This window comes from Kitasatospora sp. NPDC101108 (genome assembly GCF_055584725.1).
On the sequence record NZ_JBVJLM010000041.1, the window covers coordinates 14,623 to 30,524 of the forward strand.

13 protein-coding genes are annotated in these 15,902 nt (G+C 74.0%); 5 read left to right on the forward strand and 8 right to left on the reverse strand.

Features of this window, described 5'->3' with window-relative positions; translation table 11 throughout:
• Positions 1-162: 162 nt before the first annotated feature.
• The 5 genes from ACZ6Z8_RS38300 to ACZ6Z8_RS38320 all read right to left on the reverse strand — a co-directional run bounded on the left by ACZ6Z8_RS38300 (position 163) and on the right by ACZ6Z8_RS38320 (position 9,435).
• Positions 163-1,254, reverse strand: coding sequence for a hypothetical protein (locus ACZ6Z8_RS38300; protein WP_465614586.1), 1,092 nt, complete (start codon positions 1,252-1,254; stop codon positions 163-165).
• Between the two features lie 155 nt (positions 1,255-1,409).
• A complete protein-coding gene (locus tag ACZ6Z8_RS38305; RefSeq protein ID WP_465614598.1) occupies positions 1,410-3,128 on the reverse strand; it encodes a threonine/serine exporter family protein in 1,719 nt (572 codons plus the stop codon).
• A 480-nt stretch (positions 3,129-3,608) separates the two neighbouring features.
• Positions 3,609-5,966 (reverse strand): hypothetical protein, encoded by a 2,358-nt coding sequence (locus tag ACZ6Z8_RS38310; RefSeq protein ID WP_465614587.1) that lies wholly within the window; start codon positions 5,964-5,966, stop codon positions 3,609-3,611.
• Positions 5,967-6,039: 73 nt separating this feature from the next.
• Positions 6,040-7,962 (reverse strand): ATP-binding protein, encoded by a 1,923-nt coding sequence (locus tag ACZ6Z8_RS38315; RefSeq protein WP_465614588.1) that lies wholly within the window; start codon positions 7,960-7,962, stop codon positions 6,040-6,042.
• A 321-nt stretch (positions 7,963-8,283) separates the two neighbouring features.
• The gene (locus ACZ6Z8_RS38320) at positions 8,284-9,435 is read right to left on the reverse strand and encodes a TetR/AcrR family transcriptional regulator (protein WP_465614589.1); all 1,152 of its coding nucleotides are present in this window, start codon (positions 9,433-9,435) and stop codon (positions 8,284-8,286) included.
• A gap of 209 nt (positions 9,436-9,644) precedes the next feature.
• Between ACZ6Z8_RS38320 and ACZ6Z8_RS38325 the strand changes: the two genes are divergently transcribed.
• The gene (locus ACZ6Z8_RS38325; protein ID WP_465614590.1) at positions 9,645-10,802 is read left to right on the forward strand and encodes an acyl-CoA dehydrogenase family protein; all 1,158 of its coding nucleotides are present in this window, start codon (positions 9,645-9,647) and stop codon (positions 10,800-10,802) included.
• Between the two features lie 36 nt (positions 10,803-10,838).
• Here the strand turns inward: ACZ6Z8_RS38325 and ACZ6Z8_RS38330 are convergent, their stop codons facing one another.
• Positions 10,839-11,105, reverse strand: a complete 267-nt coding sequence (locus ACZ6Z8_RS38330; protein WP_465614591.1) for a hypothetical protein — start codon at positions 11,103-11,105, stop codon at positions 10,839-10,841.
• Between the two features lie 150 nt (positions 11,106-11,255).
• On the opposite strand from ACZ6Z8_RS38330, the gene ACZ6Z8_RS38335 reads away from it, so the two are divergent.
• The 4 genes from ACZ6Z8_RS38335 (at position 11,256) to ACZ6Z8_RS38350 (ending at position 13,517) form a co-directional block, all read left to right on the forward strand.
• Positions 11,256-11,573, forward strand: coding sequence for a cupin domain-containing protein (locus ACZ6Z8_RS38335; RefSeq protein WP_465614592.1), 318 nt, complete (start codon positions 11,256-11,258; stop codon positions 11,571-11,573).
• A 252-nt stretch (positions 11,574-11,825) separates the two neighbouring features.
• Positions 11,826-12,395 (forward strand): methyltransferase family protein, encoded by a 570-nt coding sequence (locus ACZ6Z8_RS38340; RefSeq protein ID WP_465614593.1) that lies wholly within the window; start codon positions 11,826-11,828, stop codon positions 12,393-12,395.
• Positions 12,396-12,593: 198 nt separating this feature from the next.
• Positions 12,594-12,875 (forward strand): Sec-independent protein translocase subunit TatA, encoded by a 282-nt coding sequence (tatA, locus tag ACZ6Z8_RS38345; protein WP_465614594.1) that lies wholly within the window; start codon positions 12,594-12,596, stop codon positions 12,873-12,875.
• Between the two features lie 123 nt (positions 12,876-12,998).
• The gene (locus ACZ6Z8_RS38350; protein WP_465614595.1) at positions 12,999-13,517 is read left to right on the forward strand and encodes a potassium channel family protein; all 519 of its coding nucleotides are present in this window, start codon (positions 12,999-13,001) and stop codon (positions 13,515-13,517) included.
• A 137-nt stretch (positions 13,518-13,654) separates the two neighbouring features.
• Here ACZ6Z8_RS38350 and ACZ6Z8_RS38355 read toward each other — a convergent pair whose 3' ends face one another.
• Positions 13,655-14,029 (reverse strand): VOC family protein, encoded by a 375-nt coding sequence (locus tag ACZ6Z8_RS38355; RefSeq protein ID WP_465614596.1) that lies wholly within the window; start codon positions 14,027-14,029, stop codon positions 13,655-13,657.
• Positions 14,030-14,089: 60 nt separating this feature from the next.
• Positions 14,090-15,733 (reverse strand): protein kinase domain-containing protein, encoded by a 1,644-nt coding sequence (locus ACZ6Z8_RS38360; protein WP_465614597.1) that lies wholly within the window; start codon positions 15,731-15,733, stop codon positions 14,090-14,092.
• Positions 15,734-15,902: the final 169 nt, after the last annotated feature.

Below are 15,902 nucleotides of genomic sequence, written 5' to 3' on the forward strand. Positions count from 1 at the left end.
CGGAAGGTCCGACGAATCATCCCATCACGGGACAGAACGGTCACTCGTCGCTCATGTTCTCAACTCCCGCGCCGTTCAGGCCTCGAACGCGCTCCGCCGGCCGGGTGACCATCAGATGGTCGGACCGGGCCTCAACTCCGGTCGGCCGCACGGGTGCACGAACTACCGATGGACCCGAGGGGTCCTCGTCCGCAGGTGGGGGTGCCGCTCGGGCCGGCGCTCCGCCCCGGCCGGGCCGACCCCGTACGTCCGGTTGCGCCCGGCGCGGACGATGCGGCGGCGCTGCTGCGCCCCCGCCGAGCGGCTCGGGACGCTCCCGGCTCCCCCCTCCACCGGCTGCGGGTGCGGGTGCGCCGCAGACTGGTGCGCCGCCGCCGCGGCCACGGCGGCGGAGCGGCGGTCGGCCAGTCGCGCCTGGCGCCGGGCCAGCGCCCGGGCCGCGTGCGCGTCGAGGTGGGCGGAGGCCCGGGCGGCCATCCGCTCGGCGACCCGGTGGGCGGCCGGGTGGTTGGCGGGCACCTTGTCGGGCGCGCCGGCGATCAGGTCGAAGAGCCAGGTACGGGCGCGGTCCGCACGCCGGTGCAGCAGGCGTTCGCGCCGGAGCGCACGCGCCCGGCGGCGGGAACGCGTGGTGTACCGCCAACGGGCCCACGGGCTGCTCGGGCGGGCCAGCCGGATCGCGCCGATCCAGGACAGGCCGGGGACCATGATGCCGAGCAGGCCGGTCCACACCTTGCCCTTGAGCAGGGTGATCACCGAGGCCAGCGCGTTCACCGAGATCACCGTGATCAGGCCCCAGCGGGTGTCCTCGCCGGGCAGCGCGCCGAACGGCACGTACCCGATCAGCAGCAGGGCCGTGAACAGGATGCCGAAGATCACCGCGTCCACCGACTTGCGGCCCTGTTCGCTCCAGTACACGTCGTCCAGGTGCAGGATCAGCGCGAACTCGTCCAGTACCAGGCCGCAGCCGATGCCGAAGAGCAGCCCGAACCAGTCGATCCACGGGGGCGTGCCGTAGGAGGCGAACACCCCCATGCCGCCGACCAGCAGGAAGCCCAGGCCGAACACCATGTGGTGGATGTGCAGGCCGCCGGGGGTGACGTTGCCGGGCCACCAGCGCACCTGGGCGCGGATCATCCGCACGCTGAACCGGATGAAGACGAAGGAGGTGATGAAGCCGACCAGCAGCAGGAACAGCGGTTGCTTCTGCGCGTTGACGATGTGCTCGCGGTAGGTGTCCAGCAGTGTCGACATGGGTCTTACCTTCGTTCCTGGTGCTGCGTCCTACCTGCCGTGACATGGCCCGGAAGCCGATACCGGCCCGATTCCGGCCCGAATGCCGACCCGTCGGCCCGGTCCCCGACCCGGATCCCGGCGTTCCCGTCAACGGGGCCGGGCCCGACTCCCGGTCAGAATCCCCGGGTGCGCTTGGCCGCCCGGCGCGGCACCGCCGGGTAGAGCGAGGGCAGCTCGGCGCCCACCGGAAGTTTCAGGAACAGCCGGGCGATCTCGCCACCGAGATTCACCCCGATCGCCAGCGCCATCGCGATCGCGGCCGCCCGGAAGACCGACACCAGACCGGTGCTGGAGTGGCCCTGGGCGAAGGCGAGCATCCCGAGGTAGAGCGCCGAACCCGGCATCAGCGGACCGATCGCGGCGGTCACGTACGGCAGCGCCGAGCCGTTGCGGTAGCGCGCCATCAGCTGGCCGAACAGGCCGACCAGTCCGGCCGCCACCCCGGTCGCGGCGATCGGGTTGACGTGCGCGTTGTACACCAGCGCGCCGTAGCTGGCCCAGCCGATGCCGCTGTTGAGGGTGACCAGCGCGAGCGTGCGGCGGTCGGTCTGCAACAGCATCGCGAAGGCCAGGGTCAGCACCATCGCGGCGACCATCTGGACCGGCGGGTAGCTGATGCCCGCCAGGCTCTCGTCCGGCTTGAGCCTCGCCTCGAAGCCGACGCCCAGGTAGAGGATCATGATCACACCGATCACGATGCCCGCGACCAGGTAGATCACTTCCAGCAGCCGGGCCGCGGCGGTGATGTAGAAGCCGGTCAGGCCGTCCTGGACGGCGGCCACCAGCGCGCGCCCGGGCAGCAGGGCGAACAGGCCACCGGTGATCACCACCGAGCCGCGCAGGCCCCAGTCGTTGAAGGACAGGATGATGCCCGAGGCGGCCGCCGGCATCGCGGCCGCCACGAACTGGTAGAACTCCGGCAGCCGGCGCCGGGCCAGCGCGGAGGCCAGCCGGTCGCCGAGGACGGCCGCGACGAAGGCGCTGCCGAAGACCAGCCAGGCCTTGTCGTCGAGCCGCCCGCCGACCAGGAAGGTCGCCGCGCCGGCCAGCAGACCGGTGGTCAGGGCCAGCAGCCAGGCCGGGTACGGGTGCCGGTTGCGGCGGATCAGGGCCAGTCGGCGGTAGGCGTCGTTGACCGTCACCTTCTCCGCGGTGATGTCGGCCACCAGCCCGTAGACCGCGTTCAACCGGGTGTAGTCGGAGGTGCGGCGGCGCACCACGCGGTCGGCGGTCACCGGCGGCTCGACCAGCGAGGGCTGGTGCGAGATGCCAATCAGGGTGAAGGTCACCTGCGGCTCGCAGCGGTCCAGCCGGTAGGCGTGCGCGATGCCGAGCATCGCCGCCTCGACGTCCTCGGCGGCCTCGCCGCTGGCCAGCAGCAGTTCGCCGATGCGCAGCGTCAGGTCGAGGATGCGCGGGACGTTGCGGGCGGCGCCCGCGGAGGGGTGCATCTCGCGGGCGGTGCGCTCGAAGGCGGGGCGCTCGGACATCGGGGTGCGCAGCAGGGTGCGCATCCGGTCCGGCCAGGGCACCTCGCCGGGGGCACCGGCGGTCAGCTCGGGGATCGGGATGCCGGTGGGCGGGGTGTAGCCGGCCGCGCGCCACTCCTCGGGAGTGAGGGTGTCCTCGGCGACCGAACGACGACGGGCCGGGCGCTCGGGGGCCGGGCGCTCGGGGGCCGGGCGTTCGGGGGCTGCGTCGCGCGGGCGCAGGTCGATGGTCAGCTCGGGGTGCGGCTCCAGCGGCGGCTCCGGTGTCGACCCGGGCTGCGGTTCGGCCCGGTGCTCGGGCTCCGGCTCGGGCTGCGGCTCGGGCTCCGGCTCGGGGGCCAGCAGACCCCTGGTCTCCGGGACGGGCGGGGCCAGCGGCACCTCGATGGTGGGCTCGACGGGCGGAGCGGGGTGGCCGAGCAGGCCCTCGGTGGGCGGCGCCTCGGCGGGGCGCACCGGCCTGGGCGGGGTCTGCCCCACCTGGCGAACCGTCCGGCCTCCCCTCGCCCGCTTGCCCGCACCCGATCGGCCCCGCTTAGGCACTTCCGCTCCTCGCCGCCCCTGGTGGCCGCCGGCCACCGTTCGATCTCGGGTTACACCTTGCCTGATCGAACAGCTGGACGCACATGTACGCGACGTCACCCACCGACGGGCCCGGGCGCCTACCCGGCGCGGTGGCGGGCGGCGGCCTCCGCTCCGGATCGGCGGGCCCGCAGCAGTTCGACCGCCACCGGGGTCACCGAGACCAGCACGATGCCGACCAGGATGGCGTCGACGTTGTCCCGGACGAAGGGGATCTGTCCGAGGAGAACGCCCTCCGGCTCAGATCTCGTAGCGCTCGATGATCTCCGTGTGCCGCCGCAGGTCCGCCCCCGCCGCCTCGGCCAGGTCGAGCCAGGTCACCGGGTGCTCCCAGCCGGCCGTGAGTTCGTGCAGCAGCGCGTCGGCGCGCTCGGCCGAGGCGGTCGGCGGGAGGCCGAGGGCGGCGTAGACGCCGGGCAGGTCGGCGTCCTCCCGGTCCGGGTCCGGGAGCCGGTACTGCTCCCCGCTGTACACCCAGACCGCGTAGCCGGCCGCCCGCAGCCCGTCCCGGAACCCCGCCCAGGCCTCGTCCCCGGGCCGGACGCCGTCGATCCAGTAGGTGGTGTAGCCGGCCGGGTCGAGCAGGGTCAGCAGCGCGAAGGTGGGCCGCCAGCTCTCCCGCTCCTCCTCGGTGGCGTCCTCGGCCGGCGGGCGCTCCAGCAGGGCCGGGGCGAAGACCACCACGTCGCCGTGGTTGAGCGCCACGTCCGCGCCGAGCACCGGCAGGATCCGGGCGGTGGCCGGGCCGGTCCGCACGGCGGGCAGGTCGGCCCTGGTGCCGTTGGCGCGGGTGGCGCGGACGCTGATCAGCTGCCACTCCTCGTCCACCGGGCCCTCGGGCTCGTCGAACTCGATACCGATCCGCGCGCCGGTGGAGCGGACCACGGCCCAGTCCCGGTTGGCGCTCGCCGCGGTGATCAGGTGCCAGAGGTCGGACTCCTGGACCGTGCGGTGGAGCTCGTCCTCCCGCGCCTCCTCGGCGGGCAGGGCGTGCTCCAGCAGCTCCTGGTAGAGGCGCTGCGCGGTGGCGTGGTCGCCCAGCTCGGTGGCGGCGGCCGCGGCCAGCCGTCGGGGGTTGATCCGGTTCGCCTCCAGCGCCAGGATCGCCTCGCAGTGCTCCAGCACCTCGGCCCAGCGCTCCTCGGCGGCGGCCCAGCGGGCGCGTATCCAGCGCCCGTCGGCCGGGCTGGTCGCGGCCAGCCGGTCGGCGAGGCGGCGCACGCCCTCGGCGTCCCGGGCCTCGATCAGGGCCTGGCCGAGCGTGCCGGTCAGCTCCTTGCTGCCCGGGTCGGCGTCCAGCCGCTGCCAGAGCAGGTCGGCGGCGGCCCGGGCGTGGCCGAGGCCGCCGAGCACGTTGGCCAGCAGCACGGCCAGTTCGGTGGCGCCGGCCTGCTCACCCCGGTACCGGTCCAGGGCGACGGAGAGCAGGTCGGCGCCGGTCTCGAAGGGCACACCGGCTTCGGCCAGGTGCGCCGTCAGTTCGCCCGGCGGGACGGGCAGCTCGGGCACCGGCAGTGCCTCGGCGGCCGCGCGCAGGGCTGCGACCTGCTCGGCCACGCCTGCGGTGCGACGCAATTGGGTGAGCTTACGCTCCCCGGTGGCCGCGAGCGTGAGCGCCACCGTACGGGCTCCGCGGGCGAGCGCCAGCCGACCGGCCGCCAGCAGCAGGTCCACGCACGGGCGGTGCGAGCCGGTGCCGTCCAGGTAGCCGACCCAGCCGGCCAGTACGGCGCCCAGCTCGGCGTCGTTCTCCCAGGCGCCGGCCGCGACCAGCAGCTCGACCGTCTCCGTCCAGCTCTGGCGCAGATCGGCGTGCCGCTCGGCCTCGGCCCGCTCGGGCAGCAGGGCGAGCGCCTCCTCGGTGCGCCCGAGCGAGGCGAGCGCGCGGGCCCGCTGCAGGGCGCCCGAGCGCCGGTCGCTCTCGTCGAGTTCCTCGCCCCGGGCCCTGGCCGCCTGGTCGGCGGTGTCCAGCAGGGCGAGCACCTCCTCGTGCCGGCCCAGCAGGTGCAGGGTGCCGGCCCGGGCCCGGTGGAAGCGGAGCGAGACCTGCTGGCCCGCCGTCCGCATCCGGGCGGCGGCGGTGTCCAGGTGGGCGAGGGCGTCGGCGGGCCGGCCGTCGTCCTCCAGGGCGTCGGAGTACTCGCGGGAGAGGCAGTCGAAGCAGGCTCGGCCGGGCTCGATCCGGTCCAGCGTCTCGCCGACCACGTCGAGGCGCTCCCGCACGTACCCGGGGCCGTCGACCCGGGCGTGGCAGATCGCGAAGTCCTGCACCACGCAGACGGACTGCGGGCAGCTGGCCGTCTCCTCCCGGTGGGCGAAGTCCAGCAGGTCGACCACCTCGGGCAGGACGGACTCGCCCTGCTGGCGCTTGTTCAGCAGGTTCTGCATCCGCCAGTGCCGCAGGTAGACCTCGACCCAGGGCAGGCCGAGGGCACGGGCGGAGGCGACGGCCTCCGGGTAGACCGCGTCGAGCTGCTCGTTGCGCCCCTCGGTGGCGTGCTCGGGCAGCTCGTAGATGGCGTCGGCCAGCCGGCGGTGGCCGGCCGCGTGCAGCTGCTGGTGGGTGTCGCGCACCCAGGCCCAGATGTCGGTGGTCATGTCCGTTCCCCCTGCGTCGTGCTGATGGGTTGTCTACCGCGAGCCACTGACAGTCCGCCCGCCGGGCGGACCGTCACGCCTGTTCCCGGAGGTCGCCGGGGCTGTCCGGGACCTCCGGCAGGCCGGCCGGGACGGCGGCGGTCAGGGCGGACACGGCGGTGCCGACGCCGGCCAGTGCGGCGCCGAGGTCGCCCTCGGCGGGACCGGTCGAGGCCGCCGCCATGATCACCTTGAGCGAGCGGAGCAGCCCGGCCGCGGTGGCGCTGCCGGTGTGCCCCGCGCGGTAGGCGGCGAGCAGGTCCTGGACGGCAGGGCAGGCCAGGTTGAGGTAGAGCCGGGCCCTGACCTCGCCGTCGGTGCGGGCGGTGAACGCCCGGGCCAGCCGCAGGGCGGCGGACGGGATCCGGGCGTCGGCCTGGTCGTCCTCGATCCGGGCCTTCAGTTCGGCCTCGCGGTCCGGCACCAGGACCAGCGGCAGGCCGGGCGGGTCGAAGCGGGCGGGGACGAGCTGCTCGCCCGGGTCGGCGAGGGCGCCGGACAGCCAGGCCGACTCCTCGGGTGGCAGCGGGCGCTCCGGGTCGCGGAACAGTTCGCGGTTGCCCTGCTCGCTGCCCAGCTCGACCAGCCGGCAGCCGCGCAGCTGGGCGTAGCGGCGCAGGAACGGCAGGACGGCGTAGCGGTCGCCACGGGCGATCGGCACCCGCATCGCCCGGTACAGCATCTCCTCGAAGCCGCCCCCACTGCCCAGCGCGACGTGCACGGCTCCCCCGCCGGCCGCCCGCAGCCCGCCCGCGGTGAGGTCGCCCTGCGAGGTGGGCACCGGTACGTCGTCGGCGAGCAGGGTGAACAGCCGCTCGTCGCAGAGCGCGGCGCCGAGCAGCTCCTGGCCGTGCCGGGTGAGGATCCGGCGCCAGGCGGCGGGCCGCAGCCGGGCCGTCTCGTAGAGGCCGTCCACGACGGCGTCGGTGAGGGCCCGCTGGAGCGCGCGGTAGTGCTCGTCGCGCTGGAGGTCCTCGCGGCTGGCGGTGGGGGTGAGCCGGTTGGACTCGATCACCCCGCCGATGAACCCGGCCCAGCTGGGCAGCAGGTCGCGGGCGTCCTCGGCGAGCAGCATGCCGCGCAGGTAGACGGCGAGGTCGCGGTTGTCGCTGCTGCCGTAGGTGCCGCCGTCCTGGACCCAGAGCAGGCCGACGGCGTCGGTGGCGTCCTCGACGGCCCCGTCCCCCTGGACGGGCAGCACGGGGAAGGCGGCGAGCGGTTCGAAACGGCGGCCGAAGGCGGTGGCGAAGCGCATCCGGGCGGCGTACGGGTCCCCCGCCACTTCCTGGCGCCAGGGCACCTCGACGGCGTTGACCGGCTGCTCGTCCTCGCCGACGAAGACCGGGACGGGCAGCAGCACGCAGTACCGGCCGAGGACTTCGCGCAGCGCCTGCTCGTCGGCGAGGTGGGCGTGCTCGGCCTTGAGCGCCAGCTCGACCACGGTGCCGGGCTGCGGACGGGCGGGCACCGGCTCGACCTGGTAGTGCTCGCCGCCGCGGCTGCGGTAGCGGTGGCCGAGCCCCGGCTCGCGGTGCGAGGTGGTGGTGACGGTCACCTCGTCGGCGACCGAGAAGGCGGAGAGGAAACCCAGGCCGAAGGCGCCGATCAGCTCCTGGTTCCCGGTCAGTTCGCGCAGCATCCGGGTGTAGCCGGTGCCGACGGTGGCGAGGTAGGAGTGGATCTCCGGTTCGGTGAGGCCGGCGCCGGTGTCCTCGATGGCGACGGTCCGCCGCGTGGCGTCGGCGCGCACCCGGATCAGCGGCCGGTGCTCGCCGTCCGGGTCCTCCAGGAGCCGGCGGGTGTGCGAGTCGTGGGCGTTCTGGACGAGTTCGCGCAGGGCGACCAGCGGGGTCGAGTAGAGATGGGTGGCGAGGACGTTCACCAGGCCGCCGAGATCGACCTCGGTGGTGCGCAGGTCCTCGGCGGGGGTGGGCTCGGTCGTGGCACCTTCAGACATGGGTCCTCAGTGTGCCAGTGCGACAATCTGCCGACCATTTCTTTCTATGCACCGGTCCGCCCTCCCGGAATGACGGATTCTGGTCAACTCCGAATTGACCGATCCCCCACGATCGAGGGAAATGCAACACCCGGCAGACCGCCACCGGTTCGGGGGCGAGCAACCAGAACAACGGCCTCGCCGTGACGGGCAACGGCGGCAACATCGGCGCCCTTCAGGGCAACGGGAACGTCGACGCCCGGGTCCACCTCCACTGGGCCGCACCCCGTTCCGGGCCGGGTGCCCGCCTCCGCGTCGACGGGGGCCGGCACGGCCCGCGCGCTACTCCGGCTGCGCCAGCACCGCCCGGCCCAGCCGCCGCAGGCAGTCGCCGAGGTCCGGCCTGGCACTGTGCGGACGGTTCCGCACCCCGTCGTTGACCAGCGAGAACAGCGCGTGCACCCGGATCCGGGCGGCCACCGCGTCCTCCTCCGGGCGCACCTGCCGCAGCAGGTCGACCCAGGTGCGCAGGAAGTCCCGCCGGAAGTCCACCGCGGCCCGGCGGTCCGGCGGGGCCAGCCGCTCGGTCTCGCTGAGCATCGCGCCCAGGTAGTCGCCGTTGCGCAGCGCGAAGTCGACGTAGGCGTCGAGCCCGGCCGCCAGCGCCGCCCGCGGCCCGGCGGCGCTCGCGATCGCGCCGTCCACCTGGTGCCAGAGCCGCTCCCGGCTGCGCACCAGGGAGGCGGCGAGCAGGTGGGCCTTGCTGTCGAAGTGCCGGTACACGCTGGGGCCGGAGATGCCGACGGCGGCGCCGAGTTGGTCGGTGCTGACGTTGTCGAAGCCGCGCTGGTGGAACAGCCGGACGGCCGCCGCGAGCAGTTCCTCCCGGCGCGCCTGCGGCCTCGGCTGCGGCACCGGTACGGGCTCCGGCCCGGCGGCCGTGCCGTCCAGGGACACCGCGAGGACGGCCGCGACCAGTTCGCGCAACAGCGCCTCGGCCCGGCGCGGTTGCGGCGCGGCCGACTGGTAGGACAGTCCGGCGCAGCAGGAGAGCGCCGACCAGCAGAGCAACTCGGCGTCCGCAGCTGCGAGTTCCGGACGTTCGGCGCGCAGCACCGCGGCCATCAGGGCGACGTCCGTACGGAGTTCGCGGCGCAGCTCGGCCCGGCGGGCGGGCGGCAGCAGCCGGGCGTCGCGCTGCACCAGCGTCCCGAGCGGGCGGTGGCCGACCGCCACCGCGGCCAGCGCGGCGCCGAGTTCGGCGGTGGTGCGGGCCGCGCGCAGGCCGTCGGCGAGTGCGTCCAGGCCCAGCCGGACGGCGCGGTCGAGCAGTTCGGGCTTGCCGCGGAAGTGCCGGTAGAGGGCGGGTGCGGTGATGCCCACCCCGGCGGCGACCTCGGTCATCGAGACCTGGTGGTAGCCGCTGCGGTGGAAGCGGTCGGCGGCCACGGCGAGGATCTGGGCGCGTCGGCCGGGCGGCCGTCGGACCACCATGGCGGGCCTCCCTCGTGTTCGTCCCCGGTCCCGCCCGCAGGCTAGCAAGGATTCACTTGGCCGCCGCGCGGAGCAGCTCCTCCACGCCGGTTCCCGGGGGTCGCAATGCTGGACAGTCGAGGCTACCGGGGATTAACTTGTCGGGCCACCACCTGGCACGTTCCGCCTCCGCCGGCCCGCCGGCCGGCACCGTCGAAGGGAGCGCCGCCGTGCGCCGCACCGTGTTCAACGAGGACCACGAGGCCTTCCGGGAGACCATCCGGGACTTCATCGCCAACGAGGTCGTCCCGGTCTACGAGAGCTGGGAGGCCGACGGCCACCCGCCCCGCGACTTCTACCGCCAGCTCGGCGAACTCGGCGTCTACGGCATCGAGGTGCCGGAGGAGTACGGCGGCGCGGGCGAGAGCGGTTTCAAGTACCAGGCGGTGATCGCCGAGGAGACCGCCCGGGCGGGCGTGAGCTTCGGCTCCTCCGGGGTGCACACCGGGCTGGTGCTGCCGTACCTGCTGGAGTACGCCAACGAGGAGCAGAAGCGGCGCTGGCTGCCCGGCTTCGTCTCCGGCGACATCATGACCGCGATCGCGATGACCGAGCCGGGCGCCGGCTCCGACCTCGCGGGCATCTCCACCACCGCCCGGCTCTCCGAGGACGGCACCCACTACGTCCTGAACGGCGCCAAAACCTTCATCACCGGCGGCGTGCTGGCCGACCTGGTCCTGGTGGTCTGCCGCACAGCGCCGTACGACCCGGAGAACCGCCGGGCCGGGCTGTCCATCCTGTGCGTGGACACCACCTCGCCGGGCTACTCGGTCGGCCGCAAGCTGCAGAAGATCGGCCTGCGCACCTCGGACACCGCGGAGCTGGCGTTCAGCGACGTCAGGGTGCCGGTGGAGAACCTGCTCGGCGAGGAGGGCCGGGCCTTCTCCTACCTGACCCACAACCTGGTGCAGGAGCGGCTGGCGATCGCCGTCGGCGCGTACGCGGCGGCCGCGGCGGCGGTGCGGTTCGCGGTGCAGTACGTCAAGGACCGCAAGGTGTTCGGCAAGGCCGTGGCCGAGTTCCAGAACACCAAGTTCACCCTGGCCGACTGCCAGGCCCAGGTGCTGGCGCAGCAGTCGATGGTGGACCGCGCGCTGGAGCTCTACCAGGACGGTGAGCTGACCGTCGCGGACGCGGCCGCCGCGAAGCTGTTCTGCACCGAGTCGGCATCCACCGTCATCGACAAGTGCCTGCAGCTGCACGGCGGTTACGGCTACATCCTGGAGTACCCGATCGCCCGGCTCTACACCGACAACCGGGTGTTCCGGATCTACGGCGGCACCAGCGAGGTCATGCGCAGCATCATCGCCAAGTCGCTGGGGCTGTGAGCACGTAGCCGCCGCGGGGGGCCGCGACCGGTCGGCTCAGTTGGGCGAGCCGTGCTCGGCCCGCCAGGCCTCCCAGCCGGCCGCGGACGCCACCTTCGCCTCGCGCAGGGCCCGATGGGCGAGCGCGACCGGCGCGGTCTCCAGGCCGCGCACCCAGCGGCTGCCCGCCGTGAACAGCGCCGCGCACACCAGCGCCGCCCCGGTCGCGCCGAGCACCGAGCCGATGCCGGTCAGTGCCACGCCGCCGACCAGCAGCGAGCGGTTGACCTGGAAGCCGTTGAAGATCTTCTGGTTGGTCGCCATGCCTCCACGATGCGGGCAGTCGGCGGGGACCGCACCTCGGGTGGACCGCTCCGGGGCTCTCCGGGTGCGCGTCGCCGGTGCGTCCGCCAGCCTGGGCACACGGCCTGGGCACCCGGCTTGAGCACCCGGCTTGAAGGAGGAGGCGGCGCGATGCCCGATCTCGAACGGCTCGCCGTGGAACACGCCGCCCGCGCGGCCGAGAGTCCGCACGGGCGCAGCGCCCACCTGGTGCTGCACGACGGGATGCTGCGGCAGACCGTGATCGCGCTGACCGCCGGCACCGCGCTGGACGAGCACAACCCGCCCACCGCCGGGAGCGTCCAGGTGCTGCGCGGCCGGGTCTCGCTGACCATCGCCGGGCGCCGGCTGGAGCTGTCCGTCGGCGAGCTGGAGCCCGTCCCGCAGGAGCGGCACGGGCTGCTGGCCCACGTCGACTCGGTGGTGCTGCTGACGGCGGTCACCGCGTAGGACGCCTTGGGCATCTCCCGCTGCGCGCGGGGGCTGAACCTCGTGACGTACCCCATCGTGGTCAGCCGCGGTGGCCGCGGAGCAGGACGGCCGTCTCCTCAAGCGGGACGGAGCCTTCCAGCCCCTCGCGTCATCGGGGCGGCTCCGCCGTCCACCCGGGGGTGGACGGCGGTGCGTCCACCCCGGGGTGCGTGTCGCGGCGGCCCGGGCGGAGGACCGTGGAGGGGCGACCACGACCGTCAGGAGCCGTCGATGTCCCTGCCGTCCCTCCTCTCCCTGCTCGGGATCCTCTGCTGGATCGCCTACGAGCTGCTGCTGCGCCGCCGCGAGGACAGCGCGGCCGGCACCTGGCACGCGGACGACCGCGACCGCGGCTCGACCCGGCTGCTGCTCTCCTGCTACGTCGCGTCCGTGCTGGCCGTGGTGCTGTTCGACCGTGCCTCGATCGGCGAACCGCCGACCTGGGCCCGCTGGTTCGGGGTCGCCGTGGTGGTCGCCGGGCTGGCCCTGCGCGCCTGGGGCATGCGGACCCTGGGCCGCTACTACACCCGCACCCTGCGCACCGTGGACACCCAGGAGGTGGTCCGCTCCGGCCCGTACCGGCTGATCCGCCACCCCGGCTACGCCGGAAGCCTGCTGGTCTGGACCGGCTACGCGCTCGGCTCCGGCGGCTGGGCCGCGGCCCTGGTGGTCGCCGCGCTGCTGCTCGGCGCGTACGGCTGGCGGATCGCCGCCGAGGAGCGGCTGCTGCTGGCGTCCTTCGGCCCGGCGTACGCGGAGTACCGGAAGGAGTCCAAGCGCCTGGTGCCGTTCGTCTACTGATCGGGACGGCCGTGGCGCGGAGTGCGCCCGGGCGTCCCGTTGGGGCCGGGCCGCTCACGATCCGCTCGAACGGCACCTGCTTTTCGGCCAGCGTTTCCCGGCCGGTGTATCCGTTCGCCGTCAGGTCCAGGCATACTGGCGAGCATGGGCGCTCGCGCCCACCCGTGACTCTAGACAAGAAGGGACCGGTGGCCAGGGATGCTGCGGAACGGTCTTGAGCCCTGGCACATCTTGGTGGTGCTGGCGGTCGTAGTCCTGCTGTTCGGATCGAAGAAGCTGCCGGAGATGGCGCGCGGCCTGGGCAAGTCGATGCGCATCCTGAAGGCGGAGACCAAGGCGATGCGCGAGGAGGACACCCCGGCGGACGCCGGCACCGCGCAGAGCACGGCCGCCCCCCAGCAGGGCGCCGACCGTCCGGCCGTCACGCCGACCAACGTGACCAAGGCCACCGAGACCAAGCACACCGAGACGAGCGCCTGAGTCGTCCGGACCTCCGTCGAGCCCCTGGTGGATCTTCCGCCGGGGGCTCGACGCCGTTCCGGCCCCTCGTACGGGGGTCGCCGACGGGCGGCCGACGGTCCGTCGGGTCAGACTGGGCGGGACATGTCCCGGAACCCCTCGCGCCTCGACCCGGTGGCCTCCGCCTCGCTGCTGGGCGCCTGCACCGCGCTGATGCTCGCGTACTTCACGCTGCCGCTGCGCGCCCTCGGCTACCACCGCCCGGTGCTCAGCTGGCTGGTGTTCGTGGCGGCGCTGGCCGGACTGAGCGGGCTGCTGGTGACCAAGACCATGGCGGTGCTGGCCGGGCGGGCGCGCCGACCGGTCGCCTGGCTGGCCTTCCTGATCTTCCTCGCGATGACGGTCTTCGCGGCCGGCTACTACGTCATCGCCGCCAGGCCCGGCGACTTCAACGGACTGCACACCCGGCTCGACGCGCTCTACTTCACCGTCGTCACGCTGGCCACCGTCGGCTACGGGGACATCTCCCCGACCGGGCAGGCGCCGCGGCTGCTGGTGATCCTGCAGCTCGGCTACAACTTCGTGTTCCTCGCCGCGGCGGCCGGGACGATGTCGCGGACGATCCGGGCGAACATCGAGAGCCGGGCGCAGCGGCGGTCGTGAGGAGCCCTCCGGGCGTTCCGATGTCCTCGCGACTGTCCACAGGCTGTGGATGGAGGGGTGGACGCAGGTGTCTCGGGGGGCAGCGGCTCAGGGGCGGCAGCGGCTCAGGGCTCAGGGGCGGCAGCGGCGCTCAGGGCTCAGGGGTGGCTGGTGTCGATCACGCAGAAACGGTTGCCCTCGGGGTCGGCGAGCACCACGAAGTCCGGGTCCTCCGGATAGCTGTCCCACTCGACCCGCTCGGCGCCGAGGGCGAGCAGCCGCTCGACCTGTGTCGCCTGGTCAGCGGCGTCCGCGGCGTAGAGGTCGAGGTGCACCCGCGGACGCTCCTGGACGGGCGACTCGCTGAGCCCGAGGGCCAGTTGCACGCCGCGACCGCCGTCGGCGGGCACCAGGACCACCCAGTCCGCCCCGACCAGGCCGCCGCGCGGGACGTAGTCGAGGGCGGCCGTCCAGAAGGCCACCGCGCGCGGCAGGTCGGAGACACCGAGGACGAGGGAACCGATCGTCAGCATGGCGCCATTCTGGTACGGCGTCAGCGTCGCGCCGACCGCGGCTCCAGGGGTGAAGCGGTCTCAGTCGTCCTGGACGTTGGCGGCGGTGTGGAGGGTGGCGTACAGCGCGGACAGACGGGCGTTCCAGTTGGCATAGGTGGGGACGTCGATGGCGTGCTTCTTCCCCAGGTCCTTGATGGTCTTCTGGGCGCCCCGCAGCTGCTGGGCGGCGTCGTCCGGGTTGCCCTCGTTGAGCCGGGCGGCGGTGTCGTCGAGGATCCGCAGCAGCTCCGTCTGACGGTCGCGCTCCTTGGTGATCTGCGCCTGGGCCACGGCCTGCCGGAACGACTGCAGCTGGACCTCGGCGGGCTGGTTGCGCGGGACGGCCTGGGTGGGGGCGGGAGGCGCCGTCGGGGAACCGGGGGCGGCCGAGGTGACGCCCGGGGCGGGAGCGCCCGTCGTCGGGGCCGCGGCCGCGGTGGTGGGGGCCGCGGCGGGGGCGGCCTGGGACGCCTTGGTGGCGGCGGCGTTGCCGGCCGGCTCGTCGAAGGCGGTCACGACCAGGGCGATGATCCCGGCGAGACCGGCTATGCCCAGGGCGCCGAGGACGAGGGGCTTGTTGCGGCGGTTCCGGGCCGGAGTGGAGAGGGCGACGGCGGAGGGCCGCGCGGCGGGCGGCACGGCCTGGACCGGCGCCATCACGGAGGTCGCGGCCGAAACCGGGTGCTGCGGCGCCTGCGGCGGGAGCAGGGTGGTGTGCTGCTGGTCCGGGTTGACCGGGGCCACCGGCGGCAGCAGCTGGGTGGCCGCCGACGTGGTGGCGAGCAGTTCGGCGGTCGGATCGCCGACGGCCAGTCCCGGGACCGTGGAGAGCAGCTCGGCCCGCGCCGCGGTGGCGTCGGCCGGGCGGTGGGCCGGGTCCTTGGCCAGCAGGCGCAGCACCACGGCATCCAGGGCCGGCGGCAGGCCGGGGCGCCGGGCGGACGGCGGCAGGGGCTGCTCGCTGACGTGCTTGAAGGCGATCGCCACCGGGGACTCGGCCGTGAACGGGGTCTCGCCGGTGAGCATCTCGGTCAGCACGCAGCCGACGGCGTAGAGGTCGGTGCGGCCGTCCAGGGCGGAGGCGGTGGCCTGCTCGGGCGAGAGGTAGGCGGCCGTACCGAGCACGCTCGCGGTCTGGGTCAGATTGCTGGAGGAACCGGCCCGGGCGATGCCGAAGTCCACCACCTTCACGCCGCCGTCGTCGGTGATCATGATGTTCCCGGGCTTGATGTCCCGGTGCACCAGCCCGGCCCCGTGCGCGACCGCCAGCGCCTCGCACACCGCCGCCGCGATGCCGACCGCGCGCTCCACCGGCAGGTTCGGCTGCTGGACCAGGAGGGCGGCCAGCGAACGGCCCTGGACCAGTTCCATGACGATGAACGGGGTGCCCTGGTCCACGCCCGAGTCGAAGACCATGACGATCCTCGGGTGCACCAGCATGGCGGCGTGCTGCGCCTCGCGGCTGAAGCGCTCGGCGAAGCGGGGGTCGTCGGCGAGGCCGCCGTTGAGCACCTTGACGGCCACCTGACGGCCCAACACGCGGTCGATGCCGCGCCAGACGGTGGCCATGCCGCCGACGCCGAGCATCTCGACGAGTTCGTAACGCCCGTTCAGCGCCCGTCCGATCACCTGGGAACTCCCCTCACGTGCGGCGCCCGGGGTTCCGGGGAATGCCTTGTGCACTCGTGCACGATAGCCGCCTTGGGTGGGGGGACGGTTGGGGGCTGTGGGGGGTGCTGTTGGGGGGTGGGGCTTTCGGGAGGGTGGGTGACGCCGGGGGCGGTTCCGGGGGTGGGCGCTCCGGGGGCATTATTAAATTAAAACATAAGAAACAACAACGGGGGGGCAGGGA